Annotated in this window: 1 protein-coding gene; it reads left to right on the top strand. The window is 64.5% G+C overall.

Annotated features, from left to right (window positions below; all coding sequences use genetic code 11):
- Window positions 1-125 precede the first annotated feature (125 nt).
- Window positions 126-434, top strand: a 309-nt coding sequence (locus tag AACY08_RS30000) for an ATP-binding protein (protein ID WP_339472717.1), incomplete at its 3' end; no start/stop codon positions are given.

Below are 434 nucleotides of genomic sequence, written 5' to 3'. Positions count from 1 at the left end.
GGCCCCTTTTGTTTGGGCGCTTCGATCACAGCGACGCAGTTCGGCGATGGTGCTTGGCAGTATCCCCGCCCGCGCCGTATAGCCGCCTCATGCCAGAAGACCTGTTCGCCGCCTCACCCAAGCCGATGACCGATTACGATGCCTCGTCGATCGAGGTGCTGGAGGGGCTGGAGCCTGTCCGGCGCCGCCCGGGCATGTATATCGGCGGCACCGACGAGAAGGCGCTGCATCACCTCTTCGCCGAAGTGATCGACAACTCGATGGACGAGGCGCTGGCAGGCCACGCGACCTTCATCGGCGTCGAGCTCAGCGCGGACGGCTTTCTCACCGTCACCGACAACGGCCGCGGCATTCCGGTCGACCCGCACCCGAAATTCCCGAAGAAGTCCGCGCTCGAAGTCATCATGTGCACTCTGCACTCCGGCGGCAAGTTC

Source organism: Pseudomonas sp. EL_65y_Pfl1_R83, assembly GCF_963970695.1.
In the GTDB taxonomy this organism is placed as follows: domain Bacteria; phylum Pseudomonadota; class Gammaproteobacteria; order Pseudomonadales; family Pseudomonadaceae; genus Aquipseudomonas; species Aquipseudomonas tritici.
This window is presented reverse-complemented; position numbering and strand designations above follow the sequence as displayed.